Origin of the sequence: Rhodococcus sp. IEGM 1351 (assembly GCF_030056875.1) — a bacterium.
GTDB lineage: Bacteria > Actinomycetota > Actinomycetes > Mycobacteriales > Mycobacteriaceae > Rhodococcus_F > Rhodococcus_F opacus.
The window spans coordinates 1-17,969 of record NZ_JASHKU010000011.1; the positions used below are offsets into that span (position 1 = coordinate 1).

Annotated in this window: 19 protein-coding genes and 1 tRNA gene; 14 read left to right on the top strand and 6 right to left on the bottom strand. The window is 66.3% G+C overall.

The features are described from left to right. Positions 1-116 precede the first annotated feature (116 nt). The 4 genes from QM806_RS19975 to QM806_RS19990 all read right to left on the bottom strand — a co-directional run bounded on the left by QM806_RS19975 (position 117) and on the right by QM806_RS19990 (position 3,736). Entirely contained in the window at positions 117-926 is an 810-nt protein-coding gene (locus QM806_RS19975) for an SDR family oxidoreductase (protein WP_005569497.1), read from the bottom strand. Positions 927-1,048: 122 nt separating this feature from the next. Next, positions 1,049-1,744 carry a TetR/AcrR family transcriptional regulator gene (locus QM806_RS19980; RefSeq protein ID WP_133985100.1) on the bottom strand — a complete coding sequence of 232 codons (696 nt, stop codon included), beginning with the start codon at positions 1,742-1,744 and terminating at the stop codon, positions 1,049-1,051. A 44-nt stretch (positions 1,745-1,788) separates the two neighbouring features. Continuing rightward, positions 1,789-2,550: an SDR family NAD(P)-dependent oxidoreductase gene (locus QM806_RS19985; protein ID WP_005251443.1), complete on the bottom strand. Its 762-nt coding sequence runs from the start codon at positions 2,548-2,550 to the stop codon at positions 1,789-1,791. 40 nt (positions 2,551-2,590) lie between these two features. Next, positions 2,591-3,736 carry an acyl-CoA dehydrogenase family protein gene (locus tag QM806_RS19990; protein ID WP_005264084.1) on the bottom strand — a complete coding sequence of 382 codons (1,146 nt, stop codon included), beginning with the start codon at positions 3,734-3,736 and terminating at the stop codon, positions 2,591-2,593. A gap of 134 nt (positions 3,737-3,870) precedes the next feature. Between QM806_RS19990 and QM806_RS19995 the strand changes: the two genes are divergently transcribed. The 13 genes from QM806_RS19995 to QM806_RS20055 all read left to right on the top strand — a co-directional run bounded on the left by QM806_RS19995 (position 3,871) and on the right by QM806_RS20055 (position 14,971). Beyond that, a complete protein-coding gene (locus tag QM806_RS19995; protein ID WP_269591271.1) occupies positions 3,871-4,500 on the top strand; it encodes a TetR/AcrR family transcriptional regulator in 630 nt (209 codons plus the stop codon). Positions 4,501-4,551: 51 nt separating this feature from the next. Then, on the top strand, positions 4,552-5,895 hold the full coding sequence (locus QM806_RS20000; protein WP_269591270.1) for an HNH endonuclease signature motif containing protein: 1,344 nt from the start codon (positions 4,552-4,554) through the stop codon (positions 5,893-5,895). Between the two features lie 97 nt (positions 5,896-5,992). Then, the gene (locus tag QM806_RS20005; protein WP_308820916.1) at positions 5,993-6,334 is read left to right on the top strand and encodes a hypothetical protein; all 342 of its coding nucleotides are present in this window, start codon (positions 5,993-5,995) and stop codon (positions 6,332-6,334) included. Beyond that, positions 6,331-6,903 carry a DUF3558 domain-containing protein gene (locus QM806_RS20010; protein WP_120660459.1) on the top strand — a complete coding sequence of 191 codons (573 nt, stop codon included), beginning with the start codon at positions 6,331-6,333 and terminating at the stop codon, positions 6,901-6,903. The genes QM806_RS20005 and QM806_RS20010 overlap by 4 nt, the downstream gene beginning before the upstream one ends. A gap of 3 nt (positions 6,904-6,906) precedes the next feature. Further along, positions 6,907-8,235 carry a hypothetical protein gene (locus QM806_RS20015; protein WP_120660458.1) on the top strand — a complete coding sequence of 443 codons (1,329 nt, stop codon included), beginning with the start codon at positions 6,907-6,909 and terminating at the stop codon, positions 8,233-8,235. Then, positions 8,232-8,981: an ESX secretion-associated protein EspG gene (locus tag QM806_RS20020; RefSeq protein WP_133985110.1), complete on the top strand. Its 750-nt coding sequence runs from the start codon at positions 8,232-8,234 to the stop codon at positions 8,979-8,981. Before QM806_RS20015 ends, QM806_RS20020 begins: the two co-directional genes overlap by 4 nt. A gap of 16 nt (positions 8,982-8,997) precedes the next feature. After that, positions 8,998-9,471, top strand: a complete 474-nt coding sequence (locus QM806_RS20025; protein ID WP_005264077.1) for a DUF309 domain-containing protein — start codon at positions 8,998-9,000, stop codon at positions 9,469-9,471. Then, a complete protein-coding gene (locus QM806_RS20030; protein WP_005569482.1) occupies positions 9,471-10,109 on the top strand; it encodes an LON peptidase substrate-binding domain-containing protein in 639 nt (212 codons plus the stop codon). Before QM806_RS20025 ends, QM806_RS20030 begins: the two co-directional genes overlap by 1 nt. 61 nt (positions 10,110-10,170) lie before the next feature. Further along, positions 10,171-10,247, top strand: a tRNA-Met gene (locus QM806_RS20035). A 103-nt stretch (positions 10,248-10,350) separates the two neighbouring features. Then, complete coding sequence (locus tag QM806_RS20040; protein WP_283292580.1) at positions 10,351-11,574, top strand: cytochrome P450; 1,224 nt, start codon at positions 10,351-10,353, stop codon at positions 11,572-11,574. Between the two features lie 33 nt (positions 11,575-11,607). Continuing rightward, positions 11,608-13,206 carry a phytoene desaturase family protein gene (locus QM806_RS20045; protein WP_054247129.1) on the top strand — a complete coding sequence of 533 codons (1,599 nt, stop codon included), beginning with the start codon at positions 11,608-11,610 and terminating at the stop codon, positions 13,204-13,206. 70 nt (positions 13,207-13,276) lie between these two features. After that, entirely contained in the window at positions 13,277-14,116 is an 840-nt protein-coding gene (locus QM806_RS20050) for an alpha/beta hydrolase (protein WP_061701609.1), read from the top strand. A 51-nt stretch (positions 14,117-14,167) separates the two neighbouring features. Continuing rightward, positions 14,168-14,971 carry a transglutaminase-like domain-containing protein gene (locus QM806_RS20055; protein WP_120660453.1) on the top strand — a complete coding sequence of 268 codons (804 nt, stop codon included), beginning with the start codon at positions 14,168-14,170 and terminating at the stop codon, positions 14,969-14,971. A 4-nt stretch (positions 14,972-14,975) separates the two neighbouring features. Here the strand turns inward: QM806_RS20055 and QM806_RS20060 are convergent, their stop codons facing one another. Continuing rightward, entirely contained in the window at positions 14,976-15,356 is a 381-nt protein-coding gene (locus tag QM806_RS20060; protein WP_065492177.1) for a MarR family winged helix-turn-helix transcriptional regulator, read from the bottom strand. Between the two features lie 64 nt (positions 15,357-15,420). Between QM806_RS20060 and QM806_RS20065 the strand changes: the two genes are divergently transcribed. Further along, complete coding sequence (locus tag QM806_RS20065) at positions 15,421-16,917, top strand: MFS transporter (protein ID WP_283292585.1); 1,497 nt, start codon at positions 15,421-15,423, stop codon at positions 16,915-16,917. A 48-nt stretch (positions 16,918-16,965) separates the two neighbouring features. Here the strand turns inward: QM806_RS20065 and QM806_RS20070 are convergent, their stop codons facing one another. After that, on the bottom strand, positions 16,966-17,937 hold the full coding sequence (locus QM806_RS20070; RefSeq protein ID WP_283292587.1) for an alpha/beta hydrolase: 972 nt from the start codon (positions 17,935-17,937) through the stop codon (positions 16,966-16,968). Positions 17,938-17,969 lie beyond the last annotated feature (32 nt).

Genomic DNA, 17,969 nt, shown 5'->3' on the forward strand with positions numbered 1-17,969 from the left:
ACACCGCCTCCGCCGGATACACATGCGAATCCATGAACTCCAGCAGATCGATCTGGTATTGCCGGGCGCGATCGGATAAGTCGAACAGCGACATGCGGACTCCTCGTGCGGTCGGGTCAGGACGACTGGGCGAGGAGCGAGGCCTGGTAGCGGCGCATTCCCCGGATCCATCGGTCGTAGTCGGCGCCCTTGTGCCGGTACATCTCCAGCACTTCGGGGTGCGGAAGGATCAGGAACTGTTCGGCTTCCATTGCGGCGAGCACGCATTCGGCCACCTCGGATGGTTCGAGTACCGAACCCGCGGTGGTGACGGCGCGTGCGGCGGTGGCCGACAGGGCGGCGTCGTCGGTGAGCAGCTTGGTGTTGACGCCCATGGGGCACAGGCAGCTGACGCGGACGCCCTTGTCGCCGTATGTGACGGACAGCCATTCGGCGAATCCGACTGCGGCATGTTTGGTCACCGAGTAGGGGGCGGACCCGATCTGGGTGAGCAGCCCGGCGGCGGAGGCCGTGCTGACGAAGTACCCCTCGCCGCGCTCGATCCAGCCGGGGACCAGGCGGCGTGCCGCGCGGATGTGCGCACGGACATTCACGTCGAGGGCGAGGTCCCACACCGCATCGTCGGGTTCGAGGCCCTCCCCGGCCGCGACACCCGCATTGGCGAAGTAGAGGTCGACGGGGCCGAACGCCTCCTCCGCGGCGTCGATGACCGACGCGATCTGTGCATCCTCGGACGCGTCGGCGCCGCGGGCGATCGAGGCCCCCGGACGTGTCGCGTTGATCCGGTCCGACACCGCCTGGGCCGATGCGGCATCGAGATCGGTGACGACGACCCGGGCGCCCTCGGCGGCGAGCCGCTCCGCGAGTGCACCGCCGATTCCACCTCCGCCACCGGTGACGATGGCGACCTTCTGCGTAACCTGCACGAGATTCCTCCCTCGAGGGGACACGGACGTGCCCCAGTCTTCCACAGAAAACACCTGAACCCGGTGTCGGATTCAGTTTCGTCGACCTGGGTGTCCCACGCGCTGACGCCGTCGGAGAGAGGTCAGCTCCGCTCGGGGAACCTCAGTCCATTTGCCCAGATGCGCGTCGTGGTGAACACGACGTCGTCGAAGTCGACGGGAGTGCCGTCGGTCCCGTTCACGCTGGCCACGAACACGTTGTACGCCAACCGGCTGACCATCCCCGACAGCGCCCGCGACGCCAGCATCGGGTCGAGTTCTTTGTCGGCGATGCCCCGCGCCTGCAGTTCCGCGATGCCCCGCGCGTTGCGTGCGATGAACGCGTCGGCCCGCTGACGCCGCAGGTCCGCGAACGCCGGGTCGATGTGCGCGACCTGTTCGAGCAGCCCCATCAGCTTGGCGTTACGCCGATAGGCCTCCAGGTAGGCGCGGTTACTCGCCTCCAGGACGGCGTACGGATCGTCGGTGTCCTGCACCCGTTTCATCCCCGGGTGCATCATGTCTTCCTGCGCCACCTCGAGCACAGCGGCGAACACCTGCTCCTTGTTGTCGAAGTACGTGTAGAACGACCCCGTCGAGCAGTTGGCTTCCTTCGTGATGTCGGTGAGCCTGGCATCGAGGTACCCGGACCGCTCGAATACCATCCGCGCGGCCGCCACCAACGCCGCGCGAGTGCGTGCTCCACGCGGGGTCGCCGGAGGCTCCCGCAACAGATCGGTGGCCGCCATCGACGGGGCGGGCTGGTCGTCCCACTCTTCATGGACGGTGCGCGTGGTCATTTCCTACTTATACGCCAGCACGGCAGGCCCGCCCAACCCGACGCTCAGGTGATGGTGATGCCGCCGTCCACCGCGATCGTCTGTCCGGTGACGTACGCGGCGGCGTCCGACGCGAGCCACACCACGGTCGCGGCCAGCTCCTCCGGATCGCCGAGGCGACCGAGAACCAGCCGCGATTTCATCGATTCGAGGTACCCGTCCTGGTACTGATCCGTCATCTCCGTCTCGAAGAACCCGGGAGCGATCGCATTCACTCGAATGCCCTTGCGGGCACCCCACTGCTGCGCCAGGTCGCGGGTGAGACCGATGACCCCGGCCTTGCTCGCGGCGTACGCGGCCTGCGGAAGTCCCGCGGTGGTGAGACCCAGCACGCTCGCGATGTTCACGATCGCGCTGCCCGGCTTCATGACCTTGCCCGCCGCCTGCGCCGCCCAGTAGGAACCGTTCAGGTTGATGTCGACGACCTGCCGGAACTGCTCCGGCGTCTCGCGCGTCGCGGGGACAGCCGTACCGACGCCGGCGTTGTTGACGAGCACGTCCACGCGGCCGAACTTCTCCATGGCTGCGTCGATCATATTCTGCGCCTGAGCCGGGTCGGCGATGTCCGTCGCAACGCACAGCGCCTGACGTCCCGCGGCCCGCACCAGCTCGGCGGTCTTCTCGAGACGGTCGGTGCGGCGTGCTGCCAGCACCACGTCGGCGCCGGCCTCCGCCGCGGCCTGCGCGAACGCCACCCCGAGGCCCGACGACGCACCGGTCACGACGACCACCCGATCGGTCAAGCTGAACTTGTCGAGAACGGACATACGAAGCGACTCCTTTGTCGTCGGGCTACGGGGTACGGGTTCAGAGGCCGAGGTCGCGGCCGATCAGTTCCTTCATGATCTCGTTGGAACCGGCCCAGATCTTGGTGACACGGGCATCCATCCACGCACGGGCGGCACGGTACTCGGTCATGAATCCGTAGCCACCGTGCAGCTGCACGCAGTGGTCGAGGACCTCGTTCTGCACCTGAGCAGTCCACCACTTGGCCTTGGCGGCGTCCACTGCCGTGAGCTCACCGTCGGCGTGTGCGGCGACGCAGTTGTCGACGTAGGCCTGGGTGACCTCGACCCGGGTGACGAGGTCCGCGAGGAGGAACTTGTTCCACTGCAGCGAGCCGATGGGCTGGCCGAATGCCTTGCGGTCCTTGGCGTACTGGATCGTCTCCTCGAGGATCGGCGCGGCGTGAGCGATGTTCGAGACGGCGGCGCCGACACGCTCCTGCGGCAGCATCTCCATCATGTGGATGAATCCGCGGTCGATCTCACCGATGATGTTCGTCGACGGGACACGCACGTTCTCGAAGAACAGCTCGGCGGTGTCCGACTCGTGCTGGCCGACCTTGTCGAGCTTGCGTCCGCGCTCGAAGCCCTCCATGCCCGTCTCGACGGCGAACAGGGTGATGCCCTTGGACTTCTTCTCGGGGCTGGTGCGCGCCGCGACGATCACCAGGTCGGCGTTGTAGCCGTTGGTGATGAACGTCTTGGAACCGTTGATGATCCAGTCGTCGCCGTCCTTGACCGCGGTGGTCTTGAGCGACGCGAGGTCGGAACCGCCGGAAGGCTCGGTCATACCGATCGCGGTGAGCAGCTCACCGGTGCAGAACCTGGGCAGCCAGCGCTGCTTCTGCTCCTCGGTCGTGAGCTGCACGAGATACGGCGCGACGACGTCGGCGTGAATACCGAAGCTCGACGACACGGCGGCGCTCGCCCGCGAAAGCTCCTCGGCGAGAACCGCGTTGAACCGGTAGTCACCGGCCTCGCTTCCGCCGTACGCCTCGGGGACCTCGAGGCCGAGGAATCCGTTGCGGCCGGCTTCGAGCCAGATCTCGCGGTCGATGAAGCGCTGCTCGATGAGCTTGTCGGCCACCGGCAGGAGGTTGCGGTTCACGAACTCCCGGGCCGATTCGCGGAATGCCTCGTGATCGGGGCCGTACAGGGTGCGTCGCATGACCGCTCCTTTTTCGAAATCCAGCTGTGGTGTGTCCACGCTTGTAAGCGTGTGCTTATTTTCTAAGCGCTTGCTTATACTGATGGTGCGGCGCGGTATTGTCAACAGCCGCGCAGCCGAGGATGGAGAAAGACATGAGCGAATCACCGAACCAGGTGATCAGCCCTTCCAAGGCTGCCGCCCGCATCCGAGCCGCAGCCGTCGACGCGTTCGCGACCAGCGGTTACGGGGGCACCACCACCCGTGAGATCGCCGCCCGCCTCGATATGAGCCCCGCCGCGATGTACCCGCACTACCGATCCAAGGAAGAGCTGCTCTTCGCGATCAGTTACGAAGGCCACACCGCGGCGCTCGACGTCGTCGTGAGTGCAGACCTCCCCGACGAGGCGCCCTCGACGAGACTGCAGGCGATGATCGGCGCGTTCGCGAGCTGGCAGGCCACGCACCACGCACAGGCTCGCGTCGTGCAGTACGAACTCAACGCCCTCACACCCGAGCACTATCGCGACGTGGTCAAACTGCGCCGCGACATCACCCGCATCGTTCGTGCCGTCGTCGACGCCGGGGCCGCATCCGGCGAATTCACGGTGCCCGACGGCGAAGGCGTCACCCTCGCCCTCATGTCTCTGTGCGTCGACATCTGCCGCTGGTTCCCGGCAGGCGCCTACACCGAGCCGGAGGCTGTCGCGGACCTGTACGCCGACCTCGCCATGCGCATGGTGGGTGCCGGCGAGGTATTGCCAGGATCCAGTGAGGTCGGCTAAGCTAGAACATACGTTCGATTCGAGGGAATCGACGGCAACCGGGGGGTCGGGGTGGATGCAGCAGCGGTGATCGCATTTCTGGCCGAGTTACCGAAACTCGACCGAGATATCGACGATGCGACACGCATCGACGTACTCCGCACACTCGAAGAGGTGAAAGCCGCCTGCGCGGGCGTGCAAGCCCGGGTGACCGCAGATCTCGACGCCTCCATCCGCGCCGCACGAGCAGACCGCGAAGTGCCGGCCGCACAGCGAGGGCGAGGCATCGCCAACCAGGTGGCGTTGGCACGACGGGACTCACCGTTTCGAGGTGGCCGTCATCTCGGTATGGCGACCGCTCTCGTCCACGAGATGCCCTGCGCCTTGGCGCTGCTCGAACGAGGGGTGCTCAGCGAGTGGCGGGCAACAATTCTCGTCCGCGAAACTGCATGCCTCACCCGAGAAGACCGCACTGCACTCGATTACCTGCTGTGCGCCGACCCGGCAACATTGGACGGCCTCGGCGACCCGGCGGTGTGCGCGAAAGTTCGCGCGGCCGCTGCGGAAGTCGACGCCGAGGCCGTGGTGCGGCGGGCCCGCAAGTCGGTATCGGATCGGCGGGTCACCTCCCGTCCCGCACCGGACACCATGGCCTACGTCAGCGCCCTACTGCCGGTGGCACAGGGGGTCGCGGTGCACGCGACTCTTGCCCGTGACGCCGATTCGATCCTCGCCGCCGGTGACGAGCGCACGCGGTCGCAGATCATGGCCGACCTCCTCGTCTCCCGAGTAACCGGCGCGCCCCACACCGCGACTGCACCTCCGATCACCGTGAACCTCGTCATCTCCGACCGTGCGCTCCTCGACCGGGGGTCCGAACCCGCCTGCGTGCAGGGGTACGGGCCCGTCCCCGCGGCACTGGCGGGGCATTGGATCAATGAGGCAGTCGAGGCCGCGATCGATCCAGGCACCGGGGACGAGGCGCGGGTGACCCTGCGCCGCCTGTACGCGAACCCGCACTCGGGAGCCCTGACCGCAACCGAGTCCCAAGCCCGCTGCTTCCCCGCCGGGTTGGCGAGGATGATCGATCTCCGCGATCGAACGTGCCGGACACCGTGGTGCGATGCGCCGATCCGGCATCACGACCACATCCAACCCCGCGAATACGAGGGCCCGACCACCGCACACAACGGAGCCGGCCTGTGCGCGGCCTGCAACTACGCCAAACAAGGTGCAGGGTGGAACGCCAAGCCCCACCAGGTGCCCGGCGGACTGCACAAGATCGAGATCCACACCCCCACCGGACACCGGTACCGATCAACCGCACCACCACTACCGAAACCGTTGCCGTTCCGTGAGGTTCAGATCAGCTCACCAGTGGAACGCATCCTCATCGAATACCTCCACGCAGCCTGAACATCGGGTCGCCGCACACTAGACCGCGTGACACACGTGTGCGGTAGCATCTCCGCACGCGGCCGTGGGGGTCCTGTCGAGTACTGGGGGGATGGGGATGAGCAAAACACTGCGTCTGGAAGATGACGCAATCCAACGATGCGTGGGCATCTGCAACACGATGATCGAGCAGATGGATCAGGCGATTAAGAATGCCGACCAATTGAGGTACGTCTCGGGCTTTGGTGGATTCGACTCAGCCAAGGAACTTCAAGGTCGATACGACGCCAAGTTCAACGGCGGCGATGGCTCCGGTTCCGTCAGGGAGCGCCTCAACCAGTTTCGTCTCGTTATCGAGACTATGCGGGACACCTTTCAGGCCGGGGGCGACGCGTTTGCAGATACCGACAGCGCCATCGGGCGGGCACTGGCCGGAATCCACGGAGAAATCGAACAATGAAACGCAACGCAATCGCTCTCGCTGCACTCTCATTGGCACTCTTGGCAGGGTGTGGCACCGAGGTTGAACCTCAATCGGAAATTGAATCCGTGGTCACGCCTACTCGGGTTCCCAGGCACGTCGACCAGTCCGACCGCCCTCAAGTCACCTTCGACCCCTGCCTCGACATCCCAGACACCACGATTGCCCAGGCCGGATACGATCCGGCAAGCGAGACGAATGCCGACTTCAAAGGTGGCAGCTACACCTTCCTCGGCTGTGGCTATGACACTCCACAGCGCCGCTACGTGATGAACGTGCTGTCCGGGAACATCACGTTCGCAGAAGAACAAGAGAAGAAGAAGGACCACTCGACACCCATCGATATCAACGGTCGTCGCGCGATCTTGATCTTCGATCCAAGTGTGTCCGACGCATGTGACCTCAGCATCGAAACCTCTTATGGCATCCTCGGCTTCACGCGCAGCGTGTTCGCGGGAAACGGCCAGCATGCGCCCGAATCCGAGTGGTGCGCAGGACTCGAGGATACCGCCCGGATCATTGAGCCGTTCATCCCGAAGGGAGATTGACCGATGGCACCGAAGGACCCGCTCGCTCCCTTCTTCAACGCGGTGCTGCCGAATGGCGCCGGCGATCAGCACCGCACCAAGTTGCAGAGGTCGGCGGAGCAGCTTGGATCAGACGAAATAGACCCTCCATACATCACCACGATGGAGAGTTTCGAGGGCTGGCAACACTCGGAGATTTACGCGAAGACGCAGGAAATGAACCCCGACGACATCGGCGGGCTCGCTCAGGCTTGCCATGCCATCGTCGGCTCACTACCCATCGGGTTCGGGTTTGCCCTGCTCAAGAACACGATTGCCGAAAAGTGGGAGGGCGCTGCCGCCGACGCGGCGCTCGCTGCGACGGATACCCTTGCGGGTGCGAGTGACCAATTGACCTCGGGGGTTCAAGCAATTGGCGTGAAGCTCGACATTCTCAGCAGTGCTGCGCAGGATGTGAAAAACAGCATCCCAGCACCGATGTCGGAGCAACCCCTCAGCCTTCTTCCCCTCACACCCACTGCCGCCGAAGCTCAGGAAGCAGCGCGGGATGCGGCGAGGGAGGAGGCCATTCGGAAGCTGCAGAACATCTACGTCCCGAATTACCAGGACGTGGGCACGAATGTGCCGGTCCTTCCTGCGCCACACTCACCCAACGGCAGGGTCGATTCCGTCGATCCGAATGTCGCTGCGCCGAGCTCGGGCAGTCCCGGTTCCTGGGGCACAACGGACAGCCATACCTCCTCCGCGTCGGGCGAGGGCGATTTGTCGGCGGATAGCGAGAACTCCGCGGACGGTAATTCCGCAGGCGATGATGCCGCGGCTACGTCCGCAGCGAATGCCGAATCTGCTGCCAACCAGGGCGCTGGGGCTGGATCCGGATCGGCCGCGCAGACTGCCGCAGCGAATGCGCAGAATGCGGCCGGTACCGGTTCGCAGTCGGGCAGCGGCGCGGGTGCCGCGGGTTACGGCGGCGGAATCGGCGGAGGTTCGGGGTCCGGTGCCGGAGGTTCGGGCCTCGGGGGTTCGGCGTCGGGCGCGCGCCGGAAGAACGACAAGCGTGACTCCGAGTCCAGCTCGAGCGGTGTGGTTCCGGGTGGCCCGATCCCGTCCGGTGGCGCCGCAGCCGGCGCAGGGGCGGCTGCCGCTGCTGCAGCGGCGACCCCGGTGAAACCGAGCATGAGTCGTCCCGGAATGGGAATGGCACCCGGGATGATGGGTGCACCCGGCCGAGCGGGCGGCAACGGCGATGGCGACACGGAGCATCAGACGCCGAGCTATCTCATCACCGTCGACAACGGCAACGAACTGATAGGCAAACTCGACCCCGTCGCACCCCCGGTGATCGGCGCATGAACTGGCGGCTGACATCAGCCCAATTCATGTGTCTTTGGGAAGCAACCGATCTCGACCGGATGCCGTACCCGCTGCAATACCGGTCCGCGGCCGCGACAGAAGATCAGTACGCCGTCCAGCAACGCGAGCTGGAGCAGTGGCGGACCGCGCTCGACGAACCGAAACTGGTCGCCGCGATCCAGGCGCTCCGGGATCCGCAACTGTCCGTCACGGTGCTCGCCCCCTCCCCCGAACTCGACTCGGGGCTTCGCCGGAGGGGCAGCATCCGCGGCCGGGCCGCCGTCGTCGCCGAACAGCTGCGCGGAGAACCGGGCCGCGGCGACATCCGGATCGACGCCGGCACCGAGGGCGTCGACTGGCTGACCACCCAACTCCTGAAAGACCTGCCCGGCTGTGCGCCCGGACGAACCCCGTCCCTGACCGCTCACCCCGACGATCTCGAGAATCGAAGCAGCGGTGCGTCAGTCCTGCAGAGCGCCCGAGCCTCCGACGGCACTCTCCTGCGAAGGATCGTCGGCCGGCCGCGGACCGGAATCGGATACATCTGCATCCGGGGTACGCGCAGCGGGCTCGACGAGCCTGTTCTGGGCGAACTGACCTGGATCGACGTGGAAGCGGACGGCCGGTACCTCTATCACCAGGACGACCGTGTTCACCTGCGGTCCGCGACAGTCCGGTTGGTTCGCGACGAGCTGTCGAAACGTGTGTCCGCGGCCCTCGCCAACCCTTCGCCGACCCGCGACTGAGCGTTACCCTTGTCCCATGACCGATCGGGACAGGGACGGGACGGGGAAACCCCTCAACGCACGCCCCCGCGACGAACTCGGCCGACCCCTGCCCCACGACGCCGAGGGTGTGCCGCGCATCCCCGACGACCTGCGGTTACCACCCGACGAGGCGATCACCGAGGCTCAGCGGCTACTCGACCACGGCATGCCGTTCCACGCCCACGAGGTCCTCGAGGGTACGTGGAAGATCGCCCCCGAGGACGAGCGGGAACTGTGGCAGGGGCTCGCCCAGCTCGCGGTGGGTCTCACCCATCTGATGCGGGGCAACAAGACCGGCGCGCGGTCACTGCTGCGCCAAGGCCACGACCGGATCCGGCATTACGAGGTGGAGGCGCCGCACGGCCTCGACATCGCCGGCCTCCTGACGTGGTCGGAACACCTCACGGACGAGATCGATCGCGTCGACCCGCTGCCGGCGACGCCCGTACCCCGATTGAGAATCCCCTGATGACTCTGCTCCCCATGTTCCCGCTGGGCTCGACGATGCTGCCCGGTCAGCAGCTTCCCCTCCACGTCTTCGAACCCCGCTACCAGGAACTGGTTCGCGACTGCCTGGACGCACCGGACGGTCCCCGTTTCGGGGTCGTTCTCATTGCCCGTGGCAACGAGGTGGGCGGCGGCGACGTCCGCCACGATGTCGGCACCATCGCGAGGATCGAATCCCACGCGTCGATCGGCGACGGGCGGTACGAGCTGTTCTGCCGCACCGAGGAACGGATCAAGGTGTCGAAGTGGTTGCCCGACAACCCGTATCCGATCGCTGAGGTCGATGTGTGGCCGGACGAGAACACCGGCACCCAGACGGCGGACTACGAATTCCCGTCCCTCATCGAGAGACTCGAATTCCTGTACGGTCTCCTTCGCCGTCTCGCGACGGAGACCGGCAATGTCCCGCCCGACGTTCCCGTCATCGGCGCTTTCCGCGGGTCGCTCGGCACGCGGCTCTACGAGATCGCCACCTACATTCCGATGGGGGACGCCGACCGCCTGCAGATCCTCGCTGCGGCGGGCGCGGACGAACGCTTGCGGGAGGTCTCCGAGGCGATCGAGAACGCCATCGAAATGGTCCAGTTCCGGCTGATGTGACCTAGCCCTCCCCAGGGTTGGTCAAGAGCACTCCGGGAAGGGTGTAGTGTTGTCAATGCAACGCGGGGTGGAGCAGCTCGGTAGCTCGCTGGGCTCATAACCCAGAGGTCGCAGGTTCAAATCCTGTCCCCGCTACCACTGGAAACGGCTCCGGAGATTCAATTCTCCGGAGCCGTTTTTCGTTGTTCCACATCCTCCGGGACTAGAACGTATTCTCGTACGTGAGGCCTCAGGAGGGACAGTGCAGCTCGCCGACGTCGATCTCTACAACCCGGACACCTTCGCGAAGGGCGTGCCCCACGAGATGTTCGCCGTGTTGCGGCGGGAGGCACCGGTCTACCGGCACCTCGACGAGCGGGGCGACCCGTTCTGGTGCGTCACCCGGCATGCCGACATCGTGACGGTGAACCGGGACGCCGAGACGTACTCGTCGTGGCGGGGCGCCACCTACATCGACGACCTGAGCCCCGACGACCTGGCGGGCCAGCAGCTGATGATGCTGAACATGGACCCGCCCGACCACACGGCGCTGCGGAAGATCGTGAGCAAGGGTTTCACGCCCCGCCGCATCGGCCAGCTGCACGAGATTCTCGCGAGGCGGGCCACGACCATCGTCGACGCGGTGATCGAGCGCGGCGAGTGCGACTTCGTCGTCGATGTCGCGTCCGAACTCCCGCTTCAGGCGATCGCCGATTTCCTCGGGGTGCCCCAGGAAGATCGCAAGCTGATCTTCGATCTGACGAATCAGATGATCGGCTCGTCCGATCCGGAATTCCATCTCGAGGAAGGGCAGGAACGGGCGGCGGCGGCCCAGATGTTCGCGTACAGCCTGGAGATGTTCGAGGACCGCAAGAAGCACCCGCGCGACGACATCGCAACAGCTCTCATCCAGGCCGATGTACACGGCGAGAAGCTGGGCGAGCTGGATTTCAACATGTTCTTCATGCTCCTTGCGGTCGCGGGTAACGAGACCACCCGCAACGCCATCTCACACACCCAGCTGGCGCTGATGGAGCATCCCGAGGAGCGCAGGAAGGTGCTCGAGGATCCGTCCAAGCTCGACGCTCTGATCGAGGAGGGGTTGCGCTGGGCCACCCCGGTCATGCAGTTCCGCCGGACCGCGACCACGGACACCGTGCTGCACGACGTCGAGATCTCCGAGGGCGACCGCGTGGTCATCTGGCACATGTCGGGAAACCGCGACGAGGCGGTGTTCGACGACCCCTACACGTTCGACATCGACCGCCCTACGGGCCACTACTCCCAGCACATTGCGTTCGGCGGCGGCGGTCACCATTTCTGCCTCGGCGCCAACCTCGCTCGCGCCGAGATGAAGGTGATGCTGGACGAGATTCTGCGTCGCATGCCGGACATGGAACAGACGTCACCGGCACAGCGCCTGCGCTCCAACTTCATCAACGGGCTCAAGCACATGCCGGTGACGTTCACACCCTCGTCCATCTGAGCGGAGCGCCGCCTTTTCTGACAGCCTGGTCGAGTGAACAACGTCGACGCAGTGGTCATCGGGTCCGGTCCCAACGGACTCGTCGCGGCCGCGACCCTGGCAGATGCGGGCTGGGACGTCGCGGTCGTGGAGGCGCAGCCGACGCCCGGCGGTGCGGTGAGGTCGGCGGAACTCGTCCCCGGCTTCACGTCGGACCTGTTCAGCGCGTTCTATCCCCTGTCCACCGTGTCGCCGGCGCTCCGCGGTCTCGACCTCGAGTCGCACGGACTGCGGTGGAGTCACGCGCCCAGCGCGCTCGGGCACGCCCGCTCGGCTGCCGACGAGGACGCGCCGGTGATCCACCCGAACCCCGCGGACACGGCCGCCGACCTCGAACGCCGTCAACCCGGTGACGGCGCCGCGTGGACGGCGCTGGTCGAGCAGTGGCACGACATCAAGGAACCGCTGCTGAGCACCCTGTTCAGCCCGTTCCCGCCCGTGCGTGGTCCGGGCCGACTGCTGCGACGGCTGGGGACCGCCGAGTCGCTGCGGCTGGCCCGATTCCTCCTCCTGCCCGCACGGCGGATGGCCCATGAACTGTTCCGGAGCGAGGCGGGTCGACTTCTGTTGCTGGGTAACGCGATGCACGCCGACACCCCGCCGGGCGCACCGGGCAGCGGCGTCATGGGTTACATCCTGACGATGCTCGCCCAGGACGGCGGTTACCCCGTTCCGGTGGGCGGCGCGGGCGAATTGTCGGCCGCGATGGTGCGCCGGGCCGAGCACGCGGGTGCGCACTTCCACTACGGCGACGCCGTGACCGGGATCGACGTCCGGTCGGGTCGCGCCGTGGGGGTACGGACGGCGTCGGGTGTCCGCTACACGGCACGTCGGGCGGTGATCGCCGACGTCTCTGCGCCCGCACTGTACGGGGCGCTGCTTCCCGACCACGCCGTCCCCGCCCGCGTGCGGGCCGACCTCGAGCACTTCGAGTGGGACACGCCCGTCCTGAAGGTCAATTACGCCTTGTCGCAGAAGATTCCGTGGCGTTCCCCCAGCCTGAGCGGAGCGGGCACCGTACACCTCGGTGCCGACGACAACGGACTCGTCCGCTGGATGGCCGACCTGACCACCGGCACCGTTCCGTCCAGCCCGTTCCTGTTGTTCGGGCAGATGACGACCGCGGATCCCACCAGGTCACCGGCAGGTACCGAAAGCGCCTGGGCGTACACGCATCTACCGCGCGACGTCACCGACGACGCGTCCGCCGATCTGCTGGCCGCGCGGGTCGACGACGTCCTCGAGGCGCACGCACCGGGTTTCTCGGAGCGGGTCGTCGGACGGGTCGTCCAGCGCCCGTCGGATCTCGAAGCGGCCGACGCGAATCTCGTGGGTGGCGCCGTCAACGGCGGGACGGCGCAACTCCATCAGCAGCTGATCTTCCGGCCGGGGCCGGGCACGTCCCGTTCGGAGACGCCGGTTCAGGGCCTGTACCTGGGAAGCGCCTCCGCACACCCGGGTGGCGGCGTACACGGGGTGTCGGGCCTGAACGCCGCCCGCGCCGCGCTCGGCGAGGACGGACCGCGTGGGTGGCTGCGGCGGCGCACGTCGCGCGCCGTCATCGACCTGTTGTCGAAGGGACCGATACCCTAATTTGTCCCGTGCCGGGGTACCTCACCGTGCAATGATCTGAGTCGTCGAATTCGGACCACGAAGGGGCATCATGCAGCATCGAGAATCGTCCTTCGCCGGCGTCGGCGGAATTCCCATCGTCTACGACGTGTGGCTCCCCGAGCGGCGCCCGCGCGGCGTGCTGGTTCTGTGCCACGGCTTCGGGGAGCATGCCCGGCGCTACGACCATGTGATCGAACGGCTCGGGGAGCTCGACCTCGCTATCTACGCGCCCGACCACCGCGGGCACGGGCGGTCGGGCGGCAAACGGGTCCACCTGAAGGACTGGAGCGAGTTCACCGACGACCTGCACCAGTTGTTCGGCATCGCGTCGACGGACTGGCCCGGCACCGACCGCTTCCTCCTCGGGCACAGCATGGGCGGTTCCATCGCGCTGACCTATGCACTCGACCACCAGCAGGACCTGAAGGCACTCATGCTGTCCGGGCCTGCGGTCGACGTGACGAGCGGCACGCCGCGCATCGTGGTCGAGATCGGCAAGCTGGTGGGTCGCTTTCTCCCCGGAGTGCCCGTCGAGTCGCTCGACGCGAAGCTGGTCTCCCGCGATCCTGCGGTCGTATCGGCCTACGAGGAGGATCCTCTCGTCCACCACGGAAAGGTGCCTGCCGGGATTGCGCGCGGAATGATCCTCGCCGCCGAACGGTTGCCGGAGCGTCTGCCGTCGTTGACGGTTCCCTTGCTGCTCCAGCACGGCCAGGACGACGGACTCGCGAGTGTGCACGGCACGGAACTGATCGCGGAGTACGTCGGTTCGGAGGATCTCACGGTGGAGATCTACGAAAACCTGTTCCACGAGGTATTCAACGAACCGGAGAACGAGGAGGTACTCGACGACCTCGTCGCGTGGTTGCGGCCGCGCGTGCAGGCCTGACTTCGGCGGGGGTGTTCTGCACCCCCGGACGATGGATGCCAGGATGGGCTGATGAAACGTCACGTCAGCGCCACTCTCGACATCGAGGTCACCGACGCCACCAGTCTCGAATTCAAGATCGCGGTGGCCCGGACTCCCGGTTCGGAGTTGTCGGAATCGCTGATGTTCACCCTCGACGGTCATCGTGTGGAGGCACGAGAGATGGTGGCGGAGCACGGCACTCGCGTCCACCTCCTGGACAGTGAACCCGGATCGCTGCACGTCGAGTACTCGGCTTCGGTTGCGGGTAAGGCCGATTCGCCTCCGGTCACCGACTACGACCTGTCGAAGTATCTGCGCCCGAGCCGATATGCGGAGGCGGACAAGTTCTTCGGTTTCACCGGCGGCGAATTCAATTTGTCCAAGCCGCACCCGGAACTACTGCAGGACATCACCTCGTGGGTGGGGTCGCGATTGCTGTACCAGGCGGGTTCGAGCAGATCCACCGACAGCGCCGTCGACACGATGCTGTCCGGGGCGGGCGTGTGCCGTGACTTCGCCCACCTCACGGTGGCGCTTCTGCGGGCCGTCACCATTCCGGCGCGGCTGGTGGCCGTGTACGCGCCGGGGTGCGATCCGATGGACTTCCATGCTGTCGTCGAGGCGTTCGTCGATCACGAATGGCGTGTGGTCGACGCGACCCGATTGGCTCCGCGTTCGGCACTCCTGCGGATCGCGACGGGTCGCGACGCCGCGGACACGGCATTCCTGGACAATCACGGAGGGGCGATCACGCTCGAGAACACCGTGGTGACAGCCGTCGTCGACGGCGAATTCCCGTCCGACGACTATGCGACGCCCACCTCACTGACCTGACGGGTCAGGTTGCGTCCGAAAGCCTTTCGGTGAGCACGCCCACCTGAATCTTCTTGGCGTCGGCGTGCACCTCGCGGCCGGCGTCGGTGACGTCGACGAACACGCCTCGCCGGTCCGCCTCGCACAGCGCCCGCGCGACCAGGCCCGCCTTCTCCAGCCGGGCCACGCTCCGGGACAGGGCGCTGGGGCTGAGGTACATCTCGGCCGCCAGGTCCTGCATCCGAGGTCGCTCGCAGGTGGCGTCCATCAGTCGGTCGAGCGTCTCGAAATCACTCATGCTCAGGCCGTGAGCGTGTTGCATCTCACGATCCAACTCGCAGGCGATCTCGTTGTATCTGCTCGCGAGCAACCGCCACGTGCCGCGCAGGTCCGCTTCAGAGCTCATGCCCCGCACCCTAGCGCGCATACGCAAAAGGTGCAAGCGAATTAAATGCAAAAGAAATTAGTGCTTGCGCATTGATTGCACGTGCATCTACATTCTTCCTGTGACTATCAGCGACGCCACCCCGGACCTCGCCACCTCGTCGGGCGCCACCACGACCCCGTCGACCGACCAGGCCTGGACGCCCCGCCTCTGGGGCGTCCTGGCCGTGCTGTGCCTCGTCATGTTCCTCGACGGTCTCGACGTCTCGATGGTGGGTGTTGCGTTGCCCTCCATCGGAACCGAGTTGGGGCTGTCCACCACCTCGCTCCAATGGATCATCAACGGATACGTAGTCGGATTCGGTGGTCTGCTGCTGCTGGGCGGACGCACTGCCGACCTCCTCGGACGCCGCCGCGTCTTCTTGATCGCACTCACCGTGTTCGCGATCGCGTCCCTGGTCGGCGGACTCGTCGACAACGGCACGCTGCTCATCGCGAGCCGCTTCGTGAAGGGACTCGCCGCAGCGTTCACCGCGCCGACCGCGATGTCCATCCTCACCACCACGTTCAAGGAGGGGCCCGCCCGCAACCGGGCCCTGTCGATCTTCTCCGTCTTCGGAGCCAGCGGCTACTCGTCCGGCCTGATCCTGGGCGGACTACTGACCAGCGCCGGGTGGCGCTGGACCTTCCTGATGCCGGTGCCGTTCGCGGTTCTCGCCCTGGTCGCGGGCGCCGTCCTGATCCCCCGTGACCGCGCCGCCGACAACGGCGGACACGACATCGTGGGAGCCGCCACGCTGGTGTCGGGGATGCTGCTCGCCGTCTACACCGTGGTGTCGGCACCGGCCCGCGGCTGGGCCGATCCGCTCACGCTGGGCTCGTTCGCACTGGCCGCAGCCCTGCTGGCGTCGTTCTTCGTCGTGGAGAACCGGGTGGCGCACCCGCTGGTACGTCTGAGCATCCTCCGGGTCGGCTCGATCGTGCGGGCGAACCTCAGCATCGTCGCGCTGTTCGGCTCCTACCTGAGCTTCCAGTTCATAATGACCATCTTCCTGCAGTCGGTGCTCGGATGGTCGCCGCTGGAGATGGCGCTGGGCCTCCTGCCCGCCGGCATCATCGTGGCCTTCGGATCGCCGTTCGTCGGACGTCTGATCGACGCGTTCGGCACGGCACGCATGATCATCGCGGCACTGACCTCGTTGAGCCTCGGCTACCTGTGGTTCCTCTTCGCGGGGAGCGACCAGCCCCACTACGCGGTCGCGATCCTGCCGAGCGTGCTACTGCTGGGCGTCGGTTTCGCGCTGGGCTTCACGTCGATCATGGCCCAGGCCACGTCGGGCGTCGACGACTCCGAGCAGGGGTTGGCGTCGGGCCTCGTGCAGACATCCGCACAGGTCGGTGCAGCACTCGTGCTGGCACTCACCACCGCGCTCGTCACCGCCGGCTCGCACACGGCCACCGGTATCAGCGGCGCCGGGTTCCACCAGTTCCACTCCGGCCTCGTGCTGGTCACGGGAGTCGCGTTGCTGGGATTGCTGATCACGGTGTCACCGCTGCTTCGCAGGGTGCTCAACCCCGCATAGGACCCGAACGGCGGAACGGGTGGGCACAGGCCCACCCGTTCTGGTCGTTCAGGCCGAGTGCCGCTTCGACTCCGTGAGCGCGCGGGACGCGAAGTCGACGGTGAGTCCGATGATCATGCGACTCTCCCGCAGCACCTTGCCGATCACGGGGAACGCGTGGATCTGCCCACTCCAGATGTGGGTCTCGATCTGCCGTCCCTCGCGATCGAACCTGTCCGTGATGATCTCGACGTCGGGCCGCATGATCTCGTATTCGGCGGCGGTGAGGAAGACGGGCGGGAACAGTGCCGGATCCGCGTTCACCGGAGACTGGGCGCCCGGAATCTGATCGGGCCCGGCCAGCCAGCGATCCTTGAGCTTGGCCACCTGCGACATCGGCAGGTACGCGTCGCGTTTCATGAAATCGGGGTCGTGATCCTCGAGGTCGAGGTTGAGCAGCGGGGAGTACCCGATGACGGCCGCCGGCCGGGTGAGGCCCCGCAAAGCGGCAACTTCCGCGACCTTCATCGCGAGGTATCCGCCCGCCGAGTCCCCCGCGACGATCACCCTGCTGGGGTCGTCGCAGACGTTCAGCACCTCGGCATACGCGGTCATGGCGTCCACCAGCGACGCCCCGATCGCACCCTTGGGAAGCTGCCGGTACTCGACCGAGACGACGGGTGCACCCGAACGTGCGGCGAGCAGCCCGCACAGTGCCCGGTGGGTGGCGAGCCCGCAGAACACGAATCCGCCGCCGTGGAAGTAGAGGATGGTGGCGCCGTCCATCGACGTGATCGTGGGTCGCGGATGGGTGATCTTCTCGCACGGCACCCCGCCGAGCGAGATCGCCTCGATGTCGAGGCCCTTCGGCTTGGGAAGCCGGTCGATCAGCTCGTCGAGGGTCGCCAGCAGTTCGATGCCGCGGTCCGTCGTCGGCCATATCGTGAACAGCGGTTTGACGAAAGCCCTGGCAAACCAGAACGTCATGCGCGCCCGCCGACTGACATTCCAGTGCCACACGATCGATTCACGCGTTCGCATACTGCCCTCCGTTGTATCGGACGCTTGTCCAG